The sequence below is a fragment of the Vibrio sp. V43_P6S15P86 genome, from assembly GCF_009904725.1.
In the GTDB taxonomy this organism is placed as follows: Bacteria; Pseudomonadota; Gammaproteobacteria; order Enterobacterales; family Vibrionaceae; genus Vibrio; species Vibrio diabolicus.
The window spans coordinates 1-4423 of sequence record NZ_WXWT01000091.1 but is presented as its reverse complement, the minus strand read 5'-3'; the positions used below and the strand labels follow the sequence as shown (position 1 = coordinate 4423).

Sequence of the window (4423 nt, the reverse complement as noted above, 5' to 3'; positions counted from 1 at the left end):
GTATTAGCCGTCTATACATCCAATACATGCTGGTTTTAAGAATGTCAGTTTGTCATTTCTTCAATGGTCTAAAGGAATAAAAAATTAGATAGACCGAAAGTAAATGTGAAAAATTTAGACGCTTAATTGAGTTATGGGTGTCTTTATGTTGTTTGGGGTGTATTTGCTTGTTAATAAAGAATTTTATCCTCACTTGTCTAGTTTTTTTATGTTTTCTTTCCCAACTGTATGGTTATGACGCGCAGCGGTAAAAGAGAACGAACGCTCATCAGACACTGCATTAGTTTATGTGGGAAGTCGAGCAAGTAGGCGGTACACCCGTGCTCTTGAGTCCGAATACCTGCCAACAACTGAGCCACAGCACTGGACTGTCATGATGACAGGGCTCGGAAGGAATTACGCGATTTAGGACAATACAATGAGAAAATCCGCACTGGCGATCACTTTGGCATCGCTGCTTTCACCTGTCTCTTATCTACAGGCCCAAGAAACCTCCACTGACGAAACCATCGTTGTTACGGCAAACCGTTTTGAGCAAGCCGAAAGCCGTACGTTGGCAGATGTCGAAGTAGTTACTCGACAAGACATCGATCGCATTCAAGCGAAAACCCTACCAGATGTATTGCGTCGCCTTACCGGGATTCAAGTTTCACAAAATGGTGGTCGTGGTCAGCTAGCGTCTTTATTTGTTCGTGGAACCAGTTCCGACCAAGTTTTAGTACTGGTTGATGGCGTACGTTTTGCACGAGCAGCGAAGGGCGCTGTGGACTTTAACCAAATCCCACTTACTTACGTTCAACGTATTGAGTACGTGCGTGGTGCGCGTGCGTCACTTTACGGCTCAGAAGCGATTGGTGGCGTGATCAATATCATCACCATTGCGCGTGCTGACGAAGAAGGAACGAAGTTAAGTGCGGGTTTAGGCAGCTTAGATTACCAGGAATTGAGTGTGGCATCTGGTATTAAAGTCACAGAGAGCGGCCAGCTAAATATCGCGCTTGGTAGTGAAAGTGATGATGGTTATAACGTTCGTCCTGTACCGGGAGTTAATGACGGTGATCGCCATGGCTTTGATACAAAGAATGGTCTGCTAGGTTACGTGCATAACTTCAATGATCAGTGGTCTGCATTTGGTAACCTACGTGCTTACGAAAATGTTTATCAATATGACAGCAGCTACGGCAGTCGCGGTTACTACGAAGCAGAAAAAGACGATCTTTCTGTCACTCTGGGCGGTAAGTATCAGTCTGATAATGTAATGTCAGAACTACAAGTAACGGCACAGAAACAGAAGTCTTGGAACTATGAGCAAGCAAAAGGCAAACACTCAGGTACTGAAGATGAACTTGAGCAGCAAAATGTCCAGTGGACCAACAGTTACTTGCTAAACAACAATACGACGTTGGCTGGTGGTATTGATTGGCGCAACGAGTCTTATAAAGACAAGAGTGCGAATAAAACGTTTGATCGTACCAATGGCGCTCTGTTTGGTATGGTAACCACTAGTATTGATAAAGCAATGCTTGAGGGCAGTGCTCGCCTTGATGATAACGAAGAATACGGTAGTGAGTTCACTTACAGCTTAGCTGCTGGTTACCAGTTTGTACCTGAGTTGGGGGTTAAAGCTTCTTTTGGTACTGCGTTTAAGGCTCCAAATCTATATCAACAGTATGACCCAACGTACGGTGAGAAAGCTCTGAAGCCGGAAGAGTCAGATGCTTGGGAGCTAGCATTCAGCGGTGATGTCCAAGGCGTTTTTTGGTCCGTCACGGGTTATGACTATAAAATCACGAATCTTATCGATTACCATCCAACCACGTACAAATATTTGAATGTCGATGGTGAAACACATATCCAAGGTGTGGAGCTTGTTGCTGAGTTTGATACAGGGATTGTGCAGCACCAGTTGAGTGCGGATTACAAAGATGCTGAAGATGATAAAGGGCATCAGTTGCAGCGCCGCGCTAAAGAAATGTATAAGTGGAACGCTTTAGTGAGCTTCGATAAAGTGGACTGGTCGGTTAGCTATCAGTACGTAGGTAAGCGTCCAGACGTGGATTACAGCACTTGGCCTTCACAAGATATCACGCTTTCTTCTTACTCGTTGGTTGATACGGCTGTGACTTACTATCCGAATGAGTCGACCTCTATTAGCGCTCGTATCGATAATCTATTTGATGAAGAGTATGAGATGGCAAAAGGTTACCCTGCTGCAGAGCGAGCGTACTATCTAAACGTTGGCTACGAATTCTAATCGTGAATGAACACAAACCGCCTTCGGGCGGTTTTTAATATTTTTGTGATGGAAAATCGAATGACGAAACCTAAGCAAGTGGTGATCAGTTGGTCCAGCGGTAAAGATTCGACATTAACGCTTGAGCGCCTTAACGAGAATCCAAATTATCAAGTTGTCGGTTTGTACACGACTTACGTAGGGAAAGAAGTCCCTTTCCAAGCAACTCCGCTTGAGGTTGTACAAATGCAAGCAGACTTACTTGCGCTTCCGCTCATTACTATCGAACTGCCTGAAGTCTTTCCGAGTAACGACATTTATCAATCGACCATCGTTAATGCATTACAAAGTAGTGGTCTGAATATAGAAGCTGTCGCATTTGGTGATATGTTTTGCAATGGCATTGCCGAGTACCGACGCAGCTATATTGAACCTGCTGGCTGGGAGTGCGTCTTTCCGCTATTAGGGGAGAGCAGCGACAAACTAGCGATGGAAATCATAGAGCGTGGTATTCAAACGATGTTGATCACCATCGACGGAAGTGTTCTCCCTCCAGAGTGGTGTGGTCGCTGGTATGACAAAGTCCTAATAGAGTCATTACCAAGTCAAATTGATCCCTGTGGGGAAAATGGTGAATTTCACACACTGGTCACGTCTTCGCCGTCTTTTCAAGGGCATATCGAGCTGACGAAGCGAGATGTAGAATCTGGAGATAGATTCAGCCATCAAAGATACCATGCTAAAGCATTGCCAAAACAAATCTAAGCAGTATGATCGCAACGTTTCTGTTCTTTAGGTAAGGCTCGTGCGAGTAGCAAGTAAGAAAAAAGTCCTAGTTTTTGACTCCGGTGTTGGTGGTCTTTCTGTATTCCAAGAGATACATCGCCTATTGCCGCATCTTGACTACTTATACTTATTCGATAATCAGGCTTACCCTTATGGTGAACTCGATCAGGCTGTACTCATTTCACGAGTTAACCAACTGGTCTCTTCATTAGTCGAAGAACACCAAGTCGACATTGTTGTCATTGCTTGTAATACGGCAAGCACCATAGTGCTTCCTTCCTTACGTGAAAATCTATCGATTCCCGTTGTTGGTGTTGTCCCTGCGATTAAACCCGCATCGCTTTTGGCATCAAAAGGGGTAGGGCTAATCGCCACTCCGGCGACAGTAACACGCCAATATACTCACGAGTTAATACGAGACTTTGCGCAAGGCAAACCAGTTGAGCTGTTGGGATCAACTCGCTTGGTGGATATGGCCGAAGAGAAGTTGCGAGGCAACAGCGTTTCTCTAGACGAACTGACAAAAATCCTGCTTCCCCTTCGCGATAAAGTAGACGTTGCGGTGCTCGGTTGTACTCACTTCCCTTTAATCAAAGAGGAAATTCATCAAGCTTTGGGTGGGGACGTTACTTTAATTGATTCGGGTGCAGCCATTGCACGTCGAGTAAAAGCATTACTATTAAGTGATGAAATTGAGGATACGGAAGAGGGAAGTAAGTCGATTTATGCCAGTGCAACTCCTTGGCAGGAAGATGCACTGAACATTTGTTTAAAGAAGCTAGGTTTTAATCCTGTTCTGGTTTACCACCATCCGGGTGTTTAGGATCGTTCGCAATTCTAACTTTTAGCGTTCTTTCCATATATTCCTTTTCATTAAGTTTAGCGATAGCTGGCTTGGCATCTGCCGCAGCCATCACGACAAAACCAAACCCTCTTCTTTTTCCAGTGCGCTTATCTTTCATTAAGCGTACTGCATAGACCTGTCCATATTCAGCAAACAAATCGCGAACGTGACTCTCATTGGCCTTATAAGGAAGGTTGCCGACATACAGAGTTTTAGTCGATGGATCCGAGTCCGTTGATTGAATAGAAGGTGTCTGGCTAGAAAATGAAAATAAAAAAGCAGTAGCGATAACACCAATGAGAAAACTCAAGGCTGGTGGGATGGTGACTTGAGAGAAGACGATTCCCCCAACGACGGCCAGCCCAGCACATAAAATCAGATTTTTTTTAGACGTCATTTTAATTACTACACATAGTGATAAAGAGATCGATTGTCCATTAACAGAATAGACACATGAATCTTACGTATATGGTTGGTGTTTTTCCAACCAATTGCTGTGATATGTCTCAAATGTGACGAAGAAATATGCAAATATCACGCTTTTGGCTAACTAATGACCT

General features: G+C 44.2%; 4 protein-coding genes. 3 read left to right on the top strand and 1 reads right to left on the bottom strand.

The window, feature by feature from the left end; genetic code table 11:
* Positions 1 to 418 precede the first annotated feature (418 nt).
* The 3 genes from btuB to murI are packed head-to-tail and all read left to right on the top strand — an operon-like array spanning position 419 to position 3842.
* Complete coding sequence (gene btuB, locus CAG69_RS03830; protein WP_161442800.1) at positions 419 to 2254, top strand: TonB-dependent vitamin B12 receptor; 1836 nt, start codon at positions 419 to 421, stop codon at positions 2252 to 2254.
* Between the two features lie 60 nt (positions 2255 to 2314).
* Positions 2315 to 2998 carry an ATPase gene (locus tag CAG69_RS03825; protein ID WP_085344494.1) on the top strand — a complete coding sequence of 228 codons (684 nt, stop codon included), beginning with the start codon at positions 2315 to 2317 and terminating at the stop codon, positions 2996 to 2998.
* Positions 2999 to 3038: 40 nt separating this feature from the next.
* Positions 3039 to 3842, top strand: coding sequence for a glutamate racemase (gene murI / locus CAG69_RS03820; RefSeq protein WP_046874611.1), 804 nt, complete (start codon positions 3039 to 3041; stop codon positions 3840 to 3842).
* Here the strand turns inward: murI and CAG69_RS03815 are convergent.
* Complete coding sequence (locus CAG69_RS03815) at positions 3805 to 4260, bottom strand: RNA-binding protein (protein ID WP_031780357.1); 456 nt, start codon at positions 4258 to 4260, stop codon at positions 3805 to 3807. The two genes, murI and CAG69_RS03815, sit on opposite strands and share 38 nt — an antisense overlap.
* Positions 4261 to 4423: the final 163 nt, after the last annotated feature.